The organism is Streptomyces sp. NRRL S-87 (assembly GCF_000719335.1).
Lineage (GTDB): Bacteria > Actinomycetota > Actinomycetes > Streptomycetales > Streptomycetaceae > Streptomyces.
Map to the genome: position 1 here is coordinate 24,222 of NZ_JOGB01000039.1, position 14,870 is coordinate 39,091.

The window sequence follows — 14,870 nt, forward strand, 5'->3', positions numbered from 1 at the left end:
ACCCCGCGGGAGGACGCCCGTGACCCCGTACGCACACGAAGGCGCCCCGCCCGGTTCGACCGACGCCAGTGTCGGTTCGACCGGGCGGGGCGCCTTCGTGCACGCGCCGGCCGCGGCGGCGGCCGCCGCGGTCTACGGCTCGAACTTGTAGCCGAGGCCGCGGACCGTGACCAGGTAGCGCGGGGCGCCGGGGTCCGGCTCGATCTTGGCGCGCAGGCGCTTGACGTGCACGTCGAGGGTCTTGGTGTCGCCGACGTAGTCCGCGCCCCAGACCCGGTCGATCAACTGCATGCGGGTCAGCACGCGGCCCGCGTTGCGCAGCAGCATCTCCAGGAGGTCGAACTCCTTGAGCGGCAGGTCCACCTTCGCGCCGGCGACCGTGACCACGTGCCGGTCGACGTCCATCCGTACCGGGCCGGCCTCCAGCGCGGCCGGGGTGACCTCCTCCGGCTCCCCGCGGCGGCGCAGCACCGCGCGGATGCGGGCGACCAGTTCCCGCGAGGAGAAGGGCTTGGTGACGTAGTCGTCCGCTCCTATCTCCAGCCCGACGACCTTGTCGATCTCGCTGTCCTTGGCGGTCACCATGATCACGGGTACGTTCGAACGGCCGCGCAGCTGACGGCAGACCTCGGTGCCGGGCAGGCCCGGCAGCATCAGGTCGAGGAGGACGAGGTCGGCGCCGTTGCGCTCGAACTCGTCCAGGCCGTCGGGGCCGGTCGCGGCGATGGCGACCTCGAAGCCCTCCTTGCGGAGCATGTAGGAAAGGGCGTCGCTGAAGGATTCCTCATCCTCGACGACGAGCACTCGGGTCACGGAAGGACCTCCGGGGCAGGGATGGCTGTTTCTTGGTCGGGCTGGGTCCGGGTGGCGGTGACCGGTCCGGAGTCCGGCCGCTTCTTCGGCTCGGCGGCGGCTTCCGGAAGTCGCAGGGTGAAGGTCGAGCCCTGGCCCTCGGCGCTCCACACCGTGACCTCGCCGCCGTGCGAGGCGGCGACGTGCTTGACGATGGCGAGTCCGAGGCCGGTACCGCCGGTGGCGCGGGAGCGGGCCGGGTCGACGCGGTAGAAGCGTTCGAAGATGCGCTCGCGGTCCTTCTCCGGGATGCCGACGCCCTGGTCGGTGACCGCGATCTCGATCAGGTCCCCTCCGGGTGCGGCGACCCGGCGGCCGGCTATGCCGACGCGGGTGCGGGCCGGGGAGTAGTTGACGGCGTTCTCCACGAGGTTGCCGAGGGCCGCCGCGAGCTGGCCGCGGTGACCCCAGACCCGCAGGTCGGCGGTGCCGCCGGCGGCCATGATGATCTGCTTGGCGCTGGCCGTCTGGCGGCAGCGGTCGATGGCCTCGGCGACGAGCGTGTCCACGCGGACCGGCTCGGCGTCCTCCAGCCGCTCGTCGTTCTGGACCCTGGAGAGGTCGATGAGCTCCTGCACGAGGTTCGTCAGGCGGGTGGCCTCGATCTGCATGCGGCCGGCGAAGCGGGTGACCGCCTCGGGGTCGTCGGAGGCGTCCATGACGGCCTCCGAGAGCAGCGAGAGCGCGCCGACCGGCGTCTTCAGCTCGTGCGAGACGTTGGCGACGAAGTCGCGGCGGACCGCCTCGATGCGCCGGGCCTCGGTGAGGTCCTCGACGAGGAGGAGGACCAGGCGCGAGCCGAGCGGCGCCACGCGGGCGGAGACCGCCAAGGCCTCGCCGCGGCCGGTGCCGCGCCGGGGCAGGTCCAGTTCGACCTGCCGTATCTCGCCGTCCCGACGCGTGTCCCGGGCCATGTGCAGCATCGGCTCGACGGCCAGCTTCCCGCCGCGGACCAGGCCGAGGGCGTACGCCGCCGAACTGGCCTTGACGACGCTGTCCGCCTCGTCCAGGACCACCGCGGAGGAGCGCAGCACGGAGAGGACGGTGTCCACACCGGGCGGCAGCACCGCGTTGATGTCGGGGCGCATGGCGCTCCGGGTGGGGCGGGCCTGGTCGCGCTCGCTCCAGCGGAACGCCAGCACGGCGATGACGCCGGTGCACAACCCGGCGATCGCTGCAGCTGCGGCGACCGCCGCGTTCACGTCCATGTGTCCAGGTTAAGCAGGCACGACGGCAGTTCCACAGCCGTTCGGGTGGCACCTCGAACAGTCGTCGCCCAGAGTTCACCATGGCGACCGTGCTGATTCACTTGTGGTGCCGGAGTCCGACGCGTGCGCGGCCCACCGTGGGAGCGTGGGGTCAGACACCCCGGACCCCCGGCAGTACAGGAGAGAGGGACACCATGCGCGACGCGTACCACGAGGAACTGGACTCGATCGGGGACGGCCTGGTCGAGATGGCCCGGCTCGTCGGGTCCGCGATCGGGCGGGCCACCACGGCCATGCTCGACGCCGACCTGAAGCTCGCGGAGAGCGTGATCGCGGCCGACCAGAAGGTCGACGACCTCCAGCACGACCTGGAGGCCCGTGCCATCGCGCTGCTGGCCCGCCAGCAGCCGGTCGCCACCGACCTGCGCATCGTCGTCACCTCGCTGCGGATGAGCGCCGACCTGGAGCGCTCGGGCGACCTGGCCCAGCACGTGGCCAAGCTGGCGCGGCTGCGCTTCCCGGAGACGGCGGTGCCGCGGGACCTGCACGCGACGATCCTCGAGATGGGCCAGCTGGCGCAGCGTCTGATGGCGAAGGCCGCCGAGGTGATCATCACGAAGGACGTCGACCTGGCGCTCCAGCTGGAGACGGACGACGACGAGATGGACCAGCTGCACCGCACGCTGTTCCAGCACCTGATGGACGACCGCTGGAAGCACGGCATCGAGACCGCCGTGGACGTCACGCTGCTGGGCCGCTACTACGAGCGCTTCGCCGACCACGCGGTCTCGGTCGCCAAGCGCGTCGTCTACCTGGTCACGGGCGAGCACGCGGACGAGCTCCAGGCCCCCGTCGAGGCCTGACGCGCCGGGCGCTCCTCTGCGCCGTTGACGCGCCCCCGGGGCTGGGCATGAATGAGGCGAGGCGGTACGCGCGTGCGCTTTCCAGGGACGTGTACGCCTTCCTAGGAGGAACCATGTCCGATTCCCCCGTACCCATCACCCCGGAACAGGAGCAGCAGCCCGCCGCGGAGCCGCTCCGCCTGCCGCTGCTGGCCGCCTGCGGCTGCGGCTCCGGCTGCGGCTGCGGCTGCCAGTCCGGAGCCCCCTGCCAGTGCGGCGGCTGACCCGCGGCCGCGGATGCGCGGGCCCCGTCCGGGGTACCGGACGGGGCCTTCCTGCTGTCCCGCCCCGTAGCGGGGCGGTGACCCGCGCCCGGCTTGACCGCAGTGGCGGCGCGCCCCTTCACGCACCCGGCCCGCCGGCCGCGTATCCGCGCCCGCGCCCACACCCACACCGCGCCCGTGCCCGTGCCCGTGCCCGTAATGGCCGTTAACAGCTGTTCTGGGCACAACGCCCAAGAATCTTGTTACTCGTCCGGATCTCTTGACACACCCCGGCCCGCCCTCGAAGCGTGGAGGGATGACCAGCAACGGAAAGCTCAAGAGAGTGGGCGCGGCGGTCGCCGCCACCGCGGCGGTCTTCGCGCTCGGCGTCGGAGGCGGAACCGCGGCCTTCGGGGCGATCACGCCGCACGACACGTCGTGCACCAACAACGGCGGCCACGACCCGGGCGGCCAGCAGCCGACCTGTTCCGGCGGCGGCCTCACCCAGAACTCCGAGAACCAGAACCCCGCGGGCCACGCCCCGGCCGGCCACAACAAGTGACGAACCAGAAACCCCCTGCCGGCGGACAGTCCGCGGACAGGGGGTTCTTCCATGCACGGTTACTGCACGGGTTGCCGAACGGGTTACTTCTTGCCCTGGTTCTTGACGGCCTCGATGGCGGCGGCGGCGGCCTCGGGGTCGAGGTAGGTGCCGCCGGGGTTCAGGGGCTTGAAGTCGGCGTCGAGCTCGTAGGAGAGCGGGATGCCGGTGGGGATGTTCAGGCCCGCGATGTCGGCGTCGGAGATGCCGTCCAGGTGCTTGACCAGGGCGCGCAGCGAGTTGCCGTGGGCGGCGACGAGGACCGTGCGGCCGGCCAGGAGGTCCGGGACGATGCCGTCGTACCAGTACGGCAGCATGCGGTGGACGACGTCCTTGAGGCACTCGGTCCGCGGGCGCAGCTCCGGCGGGATCGTCGCGTAGCGCGGGTCGCCGGACTGGGAGAACTCGGTGCCGTCCTCGAGGGCCGGCGGCGGGGTGTCGTACGAGCGGCGCCACAGCATGAACTGCTCCTCGCCGAACTCGGCGAGCGTCTGGGCCTTGTCCTTGCCCTGCAGCGCGCCGTAGTGGCGCTCGTTCAGGCGCCACGAGCGGTGGACCGGGATCCAGTGGCGGTCGGCGGCCTCGAGCGCCAGCTGCGCGGTGCGGATCGCGCGCTTCTGGAGCGAGGTGTGCACGACGTCGGGGAGCAGGCCGGCGTCCTTGAGCAGCTCACCGCCGCGGACCGCCTCCTTCTCGCCCTTCTCGTTGAGGTTGACGTCCACCCAACCGGTGAACAGGTTCTTCGCGTTCCACTCGCTCTCGCCGTGGCGGAGCAGGATCAGCTTGTACGGTGCGTCGGCCATGCGTACGAGCCTAGTGGACGGTGTCAGGGCCTGCGCGCCCCCTCCCGGGCCCCCCGTCGATTGACGCCGGGCGTCAATTGGATGGCGCCCGCGGGCGCCCGTCCGTAACGTGCGAACCTCCGTCACGCCGCTTACATCGCCAGGGGGACCCGGATGGCCGCCGCCTCGCTCGCCTCGTTCAGAAGAGCCGCCCGCGAGAGCGTGGCGGGGTTGCCCAGGGAGTTCTGGTGGCTGTGGACCAGCACCCTGGTGAACCGGCTCGGGGCCTTCGTCGCCACGTTCATGGCCCTGTACCTGACCCTGGAGCGGGGCTACTCGGCCTCCTTCGCAGGACTCGTCGCCGCGCTCCACGGCCTGGGCGGGGTGGTGTCCTCGCTGGTCGCGGGCGTGATGACGGACCGGCTCGGCCGCCGCCCGACGCTGATGGCGGCGCAGGCCTCCACCGCCGTCGCGGTGGCCGTCCTCGGCTTCATGGAGCACCCGGTCGCGATCGCCCTCGTGGCGCTGGTCGTGGGCATGACCTCGAACGCCTCGCGCCCCGCGGTGCAGGCGATGATGTCCGACATCGTCGCGCCCGAGGACCGGGTGCGCGCGTTCGCGCTGAACTTCTGGGCCATCAACCTCGGCTTCGCGGTCTCCTCGACCGCGGCCGGCTTCGTCGCCGAGTACAGCTACCTCGCGGGCTTCCTCGGCGAGGCGGCGCTGACGCTGGTGTGCGCCGTGCTCGTGTACGTCAAGCTCCCCGAGTCCCGGCCGGAGCGGTCCGGCACCGGGGCCGGCGACGGGGCGGCGGCCGAGGAGGCGGTCAGCCTCCGGACGGTACTGCGCGACAAGCGCTTCATGGGCGTGGTCGGGCTGTCCTTCCTGATCTCGCTGATCTTCACGCAGGGGTCGGTCGGGCTGCCGGTGGCGATGGGCGCCGGCGGCTTCAGCGCCGGGGACTACGGGATGGTCATCGCGGTCAACGGCGTGCTGATCGTGCTCCTCCAGCTGCCGGTGACGCGCTTCGTCGAGCATCGCGACCCGCAGCGGCTGCTGGTGGTGTCGGCCCTGCTCGCGGGCTACGGGTTCGGGCTGACCGCCTTCGCCGGGTCGATCGGGGCGTACGCGCTGTCGGTGTGCGTGTGGACGCTCGCCGAGATCATCAACGCACCGACGCAGATGGGCCTCGTCGTGCGGCTCTCCCCGGCCCACGGGCGCGGCCGCTACCAAGGCATGTACACGATGAGCTGGTCGGTGGCGGCGCTGGTCGCGCCGCTGATGGCCGGATACGTGATCGACCGCTTCGGGGCGGAGTGGCTGTGGGGATCCACGGCCGTGCTCGGTACGGCGGCCGCGTTCGGGTACTGGGCGCTGATGCGGAGGCTGGCGACGGGATCCGGTACGGGCGCGGGTGACGACGGCGCCGCGGCGGGACCGCCCGTCGCGGCGCCGGCCGGCGCCGGCGCCGACGTTCCGGTCGACGTCACGCCGTAGCGCCCCGGCCCCCCTCGCCGCCGCCGGTGGCGGCGATCAGGGCCGCGATGCCGTCCAGGTGGCGGGCCAGACCGAAGGCGAAGAGCGACTCGGCCGACAGGGCGGCGGCGGCCGGGGAGGCGCGGACGGCGGTGAAGGACGGGAAGCTGCCGTCCGCGAGCAGGGCCGCCATGCGCTCCTCCTGGGCCGCCATCCAGGGGCCGCCCGTGACCCCGCCGGCCCGGGCCGTCTGCTGGGCGGCGGCGAGGTCCACCGCGTAGCCGCGGACGTGGCCGAAGAGGGCCACCGCCGCGTGCAGCCGGGACGCGGCGTCCAGGCCGGTCCCCTCCAGCGCGGCCAGGGACCACTCGACGTGCCGCATCCCGCCCGGCGCGAGCAGGGGCCGGTCGAGGTTGAGGGCGGCGGCCAGCCAGGGGTGCGCGTGGTAGAGCCGCCACTGGGTACGGGCCGACAGCTCCAGCCGCGCCCGCCAGCCGGTCGGTGGGACGGCCGGCAGGGCGTCCGACGCGAAGGCGGCGTCGGCCATCATCGCGACGAGCTCGTACTTGTTCTCGACGTGCCGGTACAACGACATGGCCGAGACCCCGAGTTCGGTCGCCAGCCGGCGCATCGTCAGGGCCCCCAGCCCCTCGGCGTCGGCGACCGCGAGGGCGGTCGCGACCAGCCGTTCCCGGGCCGCGGACTCCGCGGCCGCGGCCGACCCGGCGGGCGTCCGGGCCCCGCGCGATGCCGCCGCGGCCCCGGGGCCGGCCGGCGCCCCGGTGCCGGCCCCCACCGCCCGGCCCGCCGGCGGCGCCGCGCACACCACCGTGCCGACCCCCGGCACCGCCCGGACCAGACCCTCCTGCCGCAGGGCGGCGAGCACCTTGCTGGCGGTGGCCATGGCGACCCCCCACCGCTGGGTGATGGCCCGGGTGGACGGCACCCGGTCGCCGGGCCGCAACTCCCCCTCCTCGATGCGCCGCCGCAGCTCGGCGGCGATCCGTACGTACGGCGGGTCGGCAACGGGCATGGTGCACTCCTCACTGCACTAGTGCAGTCGAGGGTAGTGCACTAGTCATCCTTCCTCAATCACCTCCTGTTTTAAGGCTGTTGAGGTCCGTACGTTGTACGCACCGAGCCGGGCACGACCGAGCCGGCGGACCCCGGCACCCGGCCGGGACCCGAGGAGAGGAACGACCATGAACGCCACCACCGCCACCACGGGCACCACCGGCACCGCCGCCACCACCAGCGCTGCCACCACCGCCGCCAGCACCGCCACGCCCGCCGCCACGACCCGCGGCACCGTGCTCGTCTCCGGCGCGAGCGTCGCCGGCCCCGCCCTCGCGTACTGGCTCCGCCGGTACGGCTTCACCCCCACCGTCGTCGAGCGCGCCGACCGGCTGCGCGAGGGCGGGTACGCCGTCGACTTCCGCGGCGAGGCCCTCGACGTCCTGGCCCGGATGGGCCTGCTGGAGCAGGTCAGGGCGCTGGACACCGAGATGGGCGACGCGCAGATGGTGGACGCGGCGGGGCGGCCGTACGCGACCCTGCCCGCCGCGGTCTTCGCCGGCGACCTGGAGGTCATGAAGGGGGACCTGACCCGACTGCTGTACGAGGCCACCCGGGACGACGTCGAGTACGTCTTCGGGGACTCGGTCGCGGGCCTGGCGCAGGACGAGGAGGGCGTGCTCGTCACGTTCGAGCAGGGTCCGGCCCGCCGCTTCGACCTCGTGGTCGGCGCGGACGGCCTGCATTCGCGGACCCGGGCCCTGGCCTTCGGCCCCGAGGAGCAGTACGTGCGCCACCTCGGCATCTGGACGGCCGTGTTCAGCCTGCCCGACCACCTCGGCCTGGCCGGCACCGGCCGGCTGTACGCGGCCCACGGCAAGGCCGCGAACATGTTCGGCGCCCGCACGCCCGGCGAGGCCCGGGCCGCCTTCCACTTCGCCGCGGACGGCCTCGTGTACGACCGGCACGACCGGGCCGCCCAGCAGCGGCTGGTCGCCGAGCGGTTCGCCGGCGAGGGCTGGGAAGTGCCGTGGCTGCTCGCGGAGATGGAGCGGGCCGAGGACTTCTACTTCACCTCCAACGCCCAGGTGGAGATGGACCGCTGGGCCGCGCGCCGGGTGGTGCTGCTCGGCGACGCCGCCTACTGCGCGGGCCCGACCTCGGGCCGGGGCACCTCGCAGGCACTGATCGGGGCGTACCTCCTGGCCGGCGAACTCGCGGCGGCCGACGGCGACCACGCGGCGGCGTTCGCGGCGTACGAGCGCGGGATGCGCGGCTACGTCGCCGAGCACCAGGCGCTGGGCCGGGAGGGTGCGGAGCGGTTCTTCATGCCGGCGCCCACCCAGGAGGTGCTGGACGCGCTCGCCGCGCAGGCCCCCGAGCACGCGCGGACCGAGCCGGTCCGGCTGCGCGACTACGCCTGAGCCCGGCGTCCCGTCGCGTAGGAGGGGCCCGGCGCCCGTCACGTCACGCGCGGGGCCCGGCGCCCGGGCAGGTCACGGGCGGGCCCGGCCTCCCGTCCGGCGGCCGGAGGCCCGGCGTCAGGTGCGGGCCGGGCGCTCCGTCAGGTGCTTGAAGGCGTCGAGGTTGCGGGTGGACTCGCCCCGCGCGGTGCGCCACTCGTACTCGCGCCGGATGGCGGAGGCGAAGCCGAGCTCGAGGAGCGTGTTGAACGCCCCGTCCGCGCCCTCGAGGACCGCGCCCAGGATCCGGTCGAGCTCCTCGGGGGTGACCACGGCGAGCGGCAGCCGGCCGGTGAGGTAGACGTCGCCGAGCCGGTCGACCGCGTAACCCACCCCGTACAGCTTGAGGTTGCGCTCCAGCAGCCAGCGGTGGACCCCGGCCTCGTTCTCGTCCGGGTGCCGGATCACGAAGGCGTTGACCGAGAGCGAGTGCTGGCCGACCCGCAGCGAGCAGGTGGTCGAGAGCTTGCGGGTGCCGGGCAGCTTGACGACGTACGAGCCGGGCTCGGGCCGCTCCCACTCCAGCTCGGCGCCGTCGAGGGTGCTCTCGATGATCTGCGCGACCTGCGCGACGTCAGCCATGGTGGGAGCGTACGCGACGGCGATGGTCGTGCATCGCCGCGGTGTACACGTCGGCCGTACCGCTCGCGGCCGTGTCCCAGCCGAAGAAACCGGCGTGCCGCGCGGCCTCCCGTCCCATCCGCTCGGCCAGGGAGGGGTCGTCGGCGAAGAGCTTCAGGCGCGCGGCGTAGTCGGCCGGGTCGTGCCCGCGTACGAGGAACCCGGTCACCCCGTCGTTGACCGCCACCGGCAGCCCGCCGACCTCGGCGGCCAGCACCGGCGTCCCGGCGGCCTGGGCCTCGATCGCCACCAGTCCGAAGGACTCGTTGTACGAGGGCATGACGAGCACGGACGCGGCCCGGAACCAGTCGGCCAGCTGGTCCTGCGCCACCGGCGGGTGGAAGTGCACGAGGTCCGCGATGCCGAGCCGGGCCGCCAGCTTCTGCAGCCCCTCCGGCTTGGCCAGCCCGCTCCCGCTGGGCCCGCCGACCACCGGAACGACCAGGTGGCGGCGCAGCGCCGGCTCGCGGTCGACCAGCTCGGCGACGGCGCGCAGCAGGATGTCGGGGGCCTTGAGGGGTTGGATGCGCCCGGCGAACAGCGGGACGAGCGCGTCCTGCGGCAGGCCGAGGCGGGCCCGGGCGGCGGCGCGGCCGTCGCCGGGGGTGAAGCGCTCGAGGTTCACGCCGGGGTGGACGACGGCCACCTTGCCCGGGTCGGCGTCGTAGTGCCGCACCAGCTCGTCGGCCTCCTCGCTGGTGTTGGCGATGAGGCGGTCGGCGGCGGCCACGATCTGGGTCTCGCCGATGACGCGGGCGGCCGGTTCGGGGGTGTCGCCCTCCGCGAGGGCGGCGTTCTTGACCTTGGCCATGGTGTGCATGGCGTGCACCAGCGGCACGCGCCAGCGCTCGGCGGCCAGCCAGCCGACGTGCCCGGAGAGCCAGTAGTGGGAGTGGACCAGGTCGTAGTAACCCGGCCGGTGGCCCGCCCAGGCCTGCATCACGCCGTGGGTGAAGGCGCACAGCTGGGCCGGCAGCTCCTCCTTCTTCAGGCCCTCGTAGGGACCGGCGTCGATGTGCCGGACGAGGACGCCCGGGGCCAGCTCGACGACGGGCGGCAGCCCGCCGGCGCTGGCGCGGGTGAAGATCTCCACCTCGATGTTGATCTCGGCGAGGCGGCGGGCCAGCTCGACGATGTAGACGTTCATGCCGCCCGCGTCGCCGGTGCCGGGCTGGTGCAGCGGCGAGGTGTGCACGCTGAGCATCGCCACGCGGCGCGGCTTGCGGTGGTGGCCGATCCCGGCGCCGACGCCGCCGGGCAGGCGGAGGCGGGGCTGGGCGACGCCCCCGAGGGGCTGGCGGTCCGGCGTGCTGGCGCGGCGGCCGCGGAACCGGGACACGTACTGGCTCACGCGTGCGGTCCTCTCGCTCGGGAGTGGAGTGGGGGCGACGGTCGGGATCGGTCCGGCTGGGTGGGCCGGTCCGGCGGGCGCTCCGGCGGCCCGGGGTGGTGGGCCGTGGCACGCCTGCGGGAGGACGCCGGGGCTGCCCTCGCTGGATGCAACCGCCCTCGTTGCCGTCGCATTCCACTTTGCAGAACTTTTATTCCCCGCGCAGGCCGGGGGCGGCCAGGGGGGCCTGCGCGGGCGAGGGCCCCGGACCGCAGGACGAGAGCGCCGGACCGCAGGGCGAGAGCGCCGGACCGCGGGGCGAGAGCGCCGGGCCCGTGGGGCCGAGGTCCCTGCGGGCGCCGGGGGCGAGGGGGCCGGGCGGGCTCTCGTACCCTCGTGGCATGGCCCCCCGCACCCCTCCCCCGAGCCGTCCCGTGGGCACGGTCACGCGCGGGACCACCAACCCGAACCGGCTGCGCCGCATGGACCGCTGGATCGCCGCCGTCCACGGCCCGGCCCTGCGCCGTGCCGAAGCGCCGGTCGCCGTCGACCTCGGCTACGGCGCCGCGCCCTGGACCGCGGTCGAGCTGCTGGCCCGGCTGCGCGCCGAGGCACCGCACGTGCGCGTCGTCGGCATCGAGATCGAACCGGCCCGGGTCACCGGCGCCAGGCCGTACGAGCGCGAGGGCCTCGTCTTCCGGCACGGCGGCTTCGAGGTCCCGCTGGACGGCGGCGAGCGGCCCGCGCTGATCCGGGCCGCGAACGTGCTGCGCCAGTACGACGAGGAACAGGTGACCGAGGTGTGGGGGCGGCTGTGCGCACGGCTGGCCCCGGACGGAATCCTGGTCGAGGGCACCTGCGACGAGATCGGCCGGCGGCACGTGTGGGTCGCGTTGGGGCCCGAAGGGGCGCGCACGGTGACGTTCGCAACCCGGCTGGGCTCGTTGGACCGGCCCTCGGACCTCGCGGAGCGGCTGCCGAAGGCGCTGATCCACCGGAACGTGCCCGGGGAGCCGGTGCACGCGTTCCTGCGGGACTTCGACCGGGCCTGGGCGGCGGCCGCCCCGTACGCCTCGCTGGGTGCGCGGCAGCGCTGGATCCGTACGGCCAGGTCACTGGCGGCGGACTGGCCGCTGACGGACGGTCCGCGGCGTTGGCGGCAGGGGGAGTTGACCGTCCGCTGGGACGCGCTGCGGCCGGCGGGGACGGCGTAGTCCCCCGCCCGCGACGGCGTCGGACGCCCCGAACGGCGGGTCCGCAAGCGGCCATCCGCGGGACACGCCGGAAGAGGCCACCGGGGTGGCGTGGACCCGGGACCCGGCCGCCTCGTAGCCTGCTCCCCGGGACGCCGGGGGCGCTTCGCCCGGGCGTCGCCGGCAAGGGGTGTCGGAATTCGCCGACTCGTGGCACCATCCCGAGTGACGACCACAAGTTACTGACGGTAAATCAGTTCGGCACAGCGGAAACCGCAGTAGAAGCACGTCGAAGCAGAGGCCGAGGGTCCTAGGGGGGACCGTGGAACCAGGGGGGACCGTGAACCGACGGCGCCGAGGCATCAGCGCGCTCACACTCATCTGCGCGATGGCCATCGCATCGGCCCCCGGCGCCGCCTTCGCCGCGCCGGCGCCCGAGCCGGGCCCGTCGAAGTCCCTCGAAGAGGTCCGCAAGGAGATAGAGGCCCTCTACCACCAGGCCGGCACCGCGACGGACGCGTACAACCTCGCGGAGGAGCAGGCGCAGCGGCAGTCCGACCAGATCGTCGCCATCGCCAACCAGGTCGTCGCCACCCAGCAGCGCATCGCGGACCTCAAGAACCGCGCGGGCGCGGCCGCCCGGGCCCAGTACCGCACCGGCGGTCTGCCGCCGAGCGCGCGGCTCGCCCTGAGCGGCAGCCCGCAGCAGTTCCTGGACGGGGCGGACCGGCTCCGGCAGGGCGAGAAGGCCACGATGGGCATGCTCGGCGAACTGAACGCCCACCAGACCGACTTGCAGCGGTACGCGGCGGAGGCCAGCGCGCACTGGCAGACGCTGGAGGCCAACCGCAGGGCGAAGGAGACCGCGAAGAAGGAGATCGAGGCCAAGATCGCGGCGGCCAAGGCGCTGGAGGACCGGCTCGTCGCCGAAGAGAAGGCCCGACTGCTCCAGTTGGAGAAGGACGACGCCAACAAGAAGCAGGCGAAGTGGCTCAAGTCCGGCATCCTCAAGGAGATCGACGGCAAGGCCACGCCGGCCGGCAAGGCCGCCATCGCGTTCGCGACGAAGCAGATCGGCAAGCCGTACGTCTGGGGCGCCGAGGGCCCGGACGGCTTCGACTGCTCGGGGCTGACCTCGCAGGCCTGGCTGGCGGCGGGCAAGCACATCCCGCGCACCTCGCAGGAGCAGCTGCGGCTGCTCCCGAAGGTCGCGATCAAGGACATGCGGCCCGGTGACCTGATCATCTACTTCGACGACGCGAGCCACGTGGCGATGTACGTCGGTGACGGCGCGATGATCCACGCGCCCCGCCCGGGGCGGCACGTGACGATCGCGGGCGCGGGCTCGATGCCGATCAAGGCCATCGTCCGGCCCGACGCGTAGCCGGGGGCGGCGCACCGCCGCCACCGCCGCGCCTACCGCCGGCACCACTGGTGCCGGCACAGCTGCCCCTGCCTGCCTGCTGCCGCCTCCCGCCACCGCCTCCCGCCGCCGACCGCCCCACCGCCCGCCGCGGGGCGGGGCTCCGGTACGGGCGCGCGTGGAGGTTTCGTGAGGGGGCGGCGCAGGCCCTGTATCGTCCCTTGGACGCCCACCGTCGCACGGCGTGACCTTCGTCATCACCGAGCGCGGGCGTTCCCCCGGGAAACGGGCATATGACGGTGTCCCTTTTCACGACGGCATTCCCCATCGCCACCGGTACCGCTATGGTCCCCGTCGGAACCCTCGGGGGGAGGGAAGGAACCAGGACGATGCCCGTACCCGTACCGCGGCAGAGGGACACCCCGGCCGTGGAGAGCGGTCACGCCGTGCTGCCCACCCCCGCGTCGCACGCCACGCAGCCCCTCACCCTGCTGGTCATCGAGGACGACCCGGTGGGCGGCCTCACGGTCCCCGAGATCCTCGACGCCGAGGGCCAGCGGATCCGCATCCGCACGGCCCGCAACCTGACCGAGGCGGAGCGGCTGCTCACGCCCGACGTGCACTGCATCCTGCTCGACCTGAGCCTGGGCCTGGTGGCGGACCGCGCGTCCGTCCCCGTCCACGTGCCCGCGGGCGGCGGCACGGGACCCGGTCCGGGTGCCGTTGCCGTCGTGACGGACGCAGCGCCGGACACCGGGACCGCCGCCGGCGCGGTGGCCCGTACCGCACCGGCCAACGGAGCCGTACCCGCGCCCGGCACCGGACCGGGCCACGGCACCGGACCGGCCGCGGACGCCGAGCCGGGACCCGAGCTGGCCGTCCTGCACCGGGTGCTGCGACTGGCCCCGCGCCACGCCGTCCTCGTCCTCACCTCGGAGGCGGACGCCGAGCGGGCCGCCGAGGCCGTCCGCGTGGGTGCCCAGGACTACCTCTTCCGCGACGAGCTCGACGGACGCCTGCTGAGCCGGGCGATCCGGTACGCGGTGGAGCGCAAGCGGGCCGACATCGCGCAGTACAAGCTTGCAGAATCGAAACTGCGGGCCCAGGAGAACGCCCGCCTCGAGCGCGGCCTCCTGCCGATCCCCCTGCTCCAGGGCTCCGACCTGCGCTTCGCCGCCCGCTACCGGCCCGGCCGCAGCCGGGCCCTGCTCGGCGGCGACTTCTACGACGTCGTCCGCACCCCCGACGGCACCGTCCACGCCATGATCGGCGACGTCTGCGGGCACGGACCGGACGAGGCCGCCCTCGGCGTCGAGCTGCGCATCGCGTGGCGCGCGCTGACCCTGGCCGGGCTGTGCGGGGACGAGCTGCTCGCCACGCTCCAGGAGGTCCTGGAGGTCGAGCGGGACAACGAGGAGATCTTCGCGACCCTCTGCACCGTGGACATCGCCCCCGACGGCCGCCGCGCGGGCCTGTGCCTGGCCGGTCACCCGGCCCCGCTGGCCGCCCGGCCGGGCGGTCCGGCGCGGCTGCTGCCGTACGACGACAGCGGCCCGGCACTCGGGCTGCTGCCGCGCGCCCGCTGGCCGCGCCGGCAGGTGGAGTTGGGCGGGACGTGGAGCCTGATGCTCTACACGGACGGCCTGATCGAGGGCCGGATCGGCGAGGGCCGCGAGCGCCTCGGGCAGGACGGCATGGTCGAGATGATCAACCGCCGGCTGGCCGAGGGGCTGTCCGGCGAGGCCCTCCTGGAGGCGGCCGTGACCGAGGCGCGCCGGCTCAACGGCGGCGAACTGACGGACGACGTGGCCGTGGTGCTGCTGGACCGCGCGGCGGAGCGGCACCGCGCCGGAACGTCCTAG

The 14,870-nt window shown here is 74.0% G+C and carries 14 protein-coding genes; 8 read left to right on the plus strand and 6 right to left on the minus strand.

Translation table 11 applies throughout. The features are described 5' to 3' along the window. Positions 1–132: 132 nt before the first annotated feature. On the minus strand, positions 133–813 hold the full coding sequence (locus IF43_RS0123810; protein WP_007265514.1) for a response regulator transcription factor: 681 nt from the start codon (positions 811–813) through the stop codon (positions 133–135). Next, on the minus strand, positions 810–2,060 hold the full coding sequence (locus IF43_RS0123815) for a cell wall metabolism sensor histidine kinase WalK (RefSeq protein WP_030204169.1): 1,251 nt from the start codon (positions 2,058–2,060) through the stop codon (positions 810–812). The genes IF43_RS0123810 and IF43_RS0123815 overlap by 4 nt, the downstream gene beginning before the upstream one ends. A 194-nt stretch (positions 2,061–2,254) precedes the next feature. Between IF43_RS0123815 and phoU the strand changes: the two genes are divergently transcribed. The 3 genes from phoU to IF43_RS0123830 all read left to right on the plus strand — a co-directional run bounded on the left by phoU (position 2,255) and on the right by IF43_RS0123830 (position 3,727). Next, a complete protein-coding gene (gene phoU, locus IF43_RS0123820; RefSeq protein ID WP_030204172.1) occupies positions 2,255–2,923 on the plus strand; it encodes a phosphate signaling complex protein PhoU in 669 nt (222 codons plus the stop codon). A 113-nt stretch (positions 2,924–3,036) separates the two neighbouring features. Beyond that, positions 3,037–3,186 (plus strand): hypothetical protein, encoded by a 150-nt coding sequence (locus IF43_RS42190; protein WP_199922773.1) that lies wholly within the window; start codon positions 3,037–3,039, stop codon positions 3,184–3,186. Positions 3,187–3,481: 295 nt separating this feature from the next. Further along, entirely contained in the window at positions 3,482–3,727 is a 246-nt protein-coding gene (locus tag IF43_RS0123830) for a hypothetical protein (protein ID WP_030204173.1), read from the plus strand. Positions 3,728–3,810: 83 nt separating this feature from the next. On the opposite strand, the gene IF43_RS0123835 is transcribed toward IF43_RS0123830, so the two are convergent. After that, positions 3,811–4,569 (minus strand): phosphoglyceromutase, encoded by a 759-nt coding sequence (locus IF43_RS0123835; RefSeq protein ID WP_030204175.1) that lies wholly within the window; start codon positions 4,567–4,569, stop codon positions 3,811–3,813. A 153-nt stretch (positions 4,570–4,722) separates the two neighbouring features. Between IF43_RS0123835 and IF43_RS0123840 the strand changes: the two genes are divergently transcribed. Then, on the plus strand, positions 4,723–6,045 hold the full coding sequence (locus IF43_RS0123840) for an MFS transporter (RefSeq protein WP_037889774.1): 1,323 nt from the start codon (positions 4,723–4,725) through the stop codon (positions 6,043–6,045). On the opposite strand, the gene IF43_RS0123845 is transcribed toward IF43_RS0123840, so the two are convergent. Then, positions 6,035–7,057 carry a TetR/AcrR family transcriptional regulator C-terminal domain-containing protein gene (locus IF43_RS0123845; protein WP_030204179.1) on the minus strand — a complete coding sequence of 341 codons (1,023 nt, stop codon included), beginning with the start codon at positions 7,055–7,057 and terminating at the stop codon, positions 6,035–6,037. The two genes, IF43_RS0123840 and IF43_RS0123845, sit on opposite strands and share 11 nt — an antisense overlap. 169 nt (positions 7,058–7,226) lie before the next feature. Here IF43_RS0123845 and IF43_RS0123850 point away from each other — a divergent pair, with 169 nt between their 5' ends. Further along, the gene (locus IF43_RS0123850; RefSeq protein WP_078910394.1) at positions 7,227–8,462 is read left to right on the plus strand and encodes an FAD-dependent monooxygenase; all 1,236 of its coding nucleotides are present in this window, start codon (positions 7,227–7,229) and stop codon (positions 8,460–8,462) included. 117 nt (positions 8,463–8,579) lie between these two features. On the opposite strand, the gene IF43_RS0123855 is transcribed toward IF43_RS0123850, so the two are convergent. Beyond that, positions 8,580–9,083, minus strand: a complete 504-nt coding sequence (locus IF43_RS0123855) for a YbjN domain-containing protein (protein WP_030204183.1) — start codon at positions 9,081–9,083, stop codon at positions 8,580–8,582. Beyond that, the gene (gene mshA / locus IF43_RS0123860; RefSeq protein WP_030204184.1) at positions 9,076–10,383 is read right to left on the minus strand and encodes a D-inositol-3-phosphate glycosyltransferase; all 1,308 of its coding nucleotides are present in this window, start codon (positions 10,381–10,383) and stop codon (positions 9,076–9,078) included. The genes IF43_RS0123855 and mshA overlap by 8 nt, the downstream gene beginning before the upstream one ends. Before the next feature lie 470 nt (positions 10,384–10,853). Here mshA and IF43_RS0123865 point away from each other — a divergent pair, with 470 nt between their 5' ends. From IF43_RS0123865 to IF43_RS0123875, 3 genes are all read left to right on the plus strand, one after another. Then, entirely contained in the window at positions 10,854–11,666 is an 813-nt protein-coding gene (locus IF43_RS0123865) for a hypothetical protein (RefSeq protein ID WP_030204186.1), read from the plus strand. 367 nt (positions 11,667–12,033) lie between these two features. Continuing rightward, positions 12,034–13,029: a C40 family peptidase gene (locus tag IF43_RS0123870; RefSeq protein ID WP_051795966.1), complete on the plus strand. Its 996-nt coding sequence runs from the start codon at positions 12,034–12,036 to the stop codon at positions 13,027–13,029. A 368-nt stretch (positions 13,030–13,397) separates the two neighbouring features. Beyond that, positions 13,398–14,870 carry a PP2C family protein-serine/threonine phosphatase gene (locus IF43_RS0123875; protein ID WP_037889781.1) on the plus strand — a complete coding sequence of 491 codons (1,473 nt, stop codon included), beginning with the start codon at positions 13,398–13,400 and terminating at the stop codon, positions 14,868–14,870.

What these genes read in the sequence shown, in the direction of transcription:
- IF43_RS0123815 (WP_030204169.1), bottom strand. Translation starts at nt 2,060, where the DNA reads ATGGACGTGAACGCGGCGGTCGCCGCAGCTGCAGCGATCGCCGGGTTG.
- phoU (WP_030204172.1), top strand. Translation starts at nt 2,255, where the DNA reads ATGCGCGACGCGTACCACGAGGAACTGGACTCGATCGGGGACGGCCTG.
- IF43_RS42190 (WP_199922773.1), top strand. Translation starts at nt 3,037, where the DNA reads ATGTCCGATTCCCCCGTACCCATCACCCCGGAACAGGAGCAGCAGCCC.
- IF43_RS0123830 (WP_030204173.1), top strand. Translation starts at nt 3,482, where the DNA reads ATGACCAGCAACGGAAAGCTCAAGAGAGTGGGCGCGGCGGTCGCCGCC.
- IF43_RS0123835 (WP_030204175.1), bottom strand. Translation starts at nt 4,569, where the DNA reads ATGGCCGACGCACCGTACAAGCTGATCCTGCTCCGCCACGGCGAGAGC.
- IF43_RS0123840 (WP_037889774.1), top strand. Translation starts at nt 4,723, where the DNA reads ATGGCCGCCGCCTCGCTCGCCTCGTTCAGAAGAGCCGCCCGCGAGAGC.
- IF43_RS0123845 (WP_030204179.1), bottom strand. Translation starts at nt 7,057, where the DNA reads ATGCCCGTTGCCGACCCGCCGTACGTACGGATCGCCGCCGAGCTGCGG.
- IF43_RS0123850 (WP_078910394.1), top strand. Translation starts at nt 7,227, where the DNA reads ATGAACGCCACCACCGCCACCACGGGCACCACCGGCACCGCCGCCACC.
- IF43_RS0123855 (WP_030204183.1), bottom strand. Translation starts at nt 9,083, where the DNA reads ATGGCTGACGTCGCGCAGGTCGCGCAGATCATCGAGAGCACCCTCGAC.
- IF43_RS0123865 (WP_030204186.1), top strand. Translation starts at nt 10,854, where the DNA reads ATGGCCCCCCGCACCCCTCCCCCGAGCCGTCCCGTGGGCACGGTCACG.
- IF43_RS0123870 (WP_051795966.1), top strand. Translation starts at nt 12,034, where the DNA reads ATGGCCATCGCATCGGCCCCCGGCGCCGCCTTCGCCGCGCCGGCGCCC.
- IF43_RS0123875 (WP_037889781.1), top strand. Translation starts at nt 13,398, where the DNA reads ATGCCCGTACCCGTACCGCGGCAGAGGGACACCCCGGCCGTGGAGAGC.